General features: G+C 71.9%; 1 protein-coding gene and 2 pseudogenes. 2 read left to right on the forward strand and 1 reads right to left on the reverse strand.

The window, feature by feature from the left end:
- Positions 1 to 257 (reverse strand): annotated as a pseudogene (locus ACIRRH_RS43915) (hypothetical protein); the annotation flags it as partial.
- 252 nt (positions 258 to 509) lie between these two features.
- On the opposite strand from ACIRRH_RS43915, the gene ACIRRH_RS43920 reads away from it, so the two are divergent.
- Together ACIRRH_RS43920 and ACIRRH_RS43925 are read left to right on the forward strand one after the other, a co-directional pair.
- Positions 510 to 1,022, forward strand: coding sequence for a SigE family RNA polymerase sigma factor (locus ACIRRH_RS43920; RefSeq protein ID WP_403079107.1), 513 nt, complete (start codon positions 510 to 512; stop codon positions 1,020 to 1,022).
- Positions 1,015 to 1,325 (forward strand): annotated as a pseudogene (locus ACIRRH_RS43925) (hypothetical protein); the annotation flags it as partial. The gene ACIRRH_RS43920 and the pseudogene ACIRRH_RS43925, both read left to right, overlap by 8 nt.

The raw sequence follows: 1,325 nt of genomic DNA on the forward strand, positions 1-1,325 counted from the left end.
GCTGTCGTCGTGCTGGTGACGGTGAAAGCGGCCGGGGTGGCAGTCGCACGGGCAACGGACGGGCCGCTGCCGGAGACCACCGAGGCGCCGGCCGAGCCGGAGCCGTGGGCCGTGGCGGTGGGCGCACCGGAGGGCTTGCCGTGGGCCGTGGGGGTGGGCGTGGAAGTGCCGGTTGCGGCAGTGGCCATTCCCCCCGCGGTCGCGATGGCTGCGGCGGTGGCGGTGGCGGCGATGAGCATGATCGGGCGGATACGCATGAATCCGTGTCCTTTCCTGCGGGCGTCCGGTTGATGCCCGCGCCCCTGTACGCCTCCCGACGCCCGACAGGTCGCACCCCGCACACGTGATCCAGGTCACAGGCCGTCGGTGCAACCCTGGGACGGCGTTCGTGCGTACAGGGCGGGAGGCTCCGCCCAAGACGCACGGCTCCACCGCCGCGACCGAGGAGTGCTTCCTCGCGCATCGCCTGTGCCGCGAGCTGACGGACAGCCCCAGAAGAAAGGTCCTTGATGACGCCACAGGAGTTCGACGCGTTCTACGCGACGTCCTTCTCCCGCCTGACCGGGCAGCTCTACGCGCTGACCGGCAACTGGTCCGAAGCACAGGACGTGGTCCAGGAGGCCTTCATCCGCGCGTGGGACCGAAGGCGCACCTTCGACCCGGACGACGCCCCGGAGGCATGGATCCGGACCACGGCCCGGCGGCTGGCCCACTCCCGCTGGCGGCGTCTCGCCCGGGGCCTGCACTTGGCCGGACGCCACCACCGCCAGGAACCACCCACCGTCGAGCCGCCCACCGAGGAGCACCTGATGCTGGTCACCGCGCTCCGCGACCTGCCCGAGGCACAGCGAGGCGCCCTGGTCCTGCATCACATGTGCGACCTCTCCGTCGAGCAGGTCGCGGCCGAGACCGGCGCCAGCGTCAGCGCCGTCAAGAGCCGCCTCGCCCGCGGCCGGACCGCGCTCGCGGCCAAACTCGCTGACCAAACCCCGACCAGCGAGGAAGGAAAGCTCCGTGTCTGACCCCATCCACGACACCCTCGCCGACCAGCTGCGGCTGCTCGGCACGCAGATGCCCGCACCGAGCCTGCCCGCTGCGGAGATCCGCCGACGCGCCGACCAGCGCCGCCACCGCCGGCACGCCCTGGGCGCGACCGCGGCCTGCACCGCAGCAGCCCTGTGCCTGGCTCTCCCGTCCGTGCTGCACTCACCGGGACCACAACACTCACCGGGATCACAACAAGGAGCAGCCACCACAGACGTCTCCTCCGTGTCAGCTTCCCCCCACCCCCCGGCCGCTTTCACCGTCACCAGCACGACGACAGG

This window comes from Kitasatospora sp. NPDC101235 (assembly GCF_044767505.1).
Classification (GTDB): domain Bacteria; phylum Actinomycetota; class Actinomycetes; order Streptomycetales; family Streptomycetaceae; genus Kitasatospora.

Bases quoted from the DNA above. Each gene is read 5' to 3' on its own strand.
- ACIRRH_RS43920 (WP_403079107.1), top strand. From the start codon at position 510: ATGACGCCACAGGAGTTCGACGCGTTCTACGCGACGTCCTTCTCCCGC.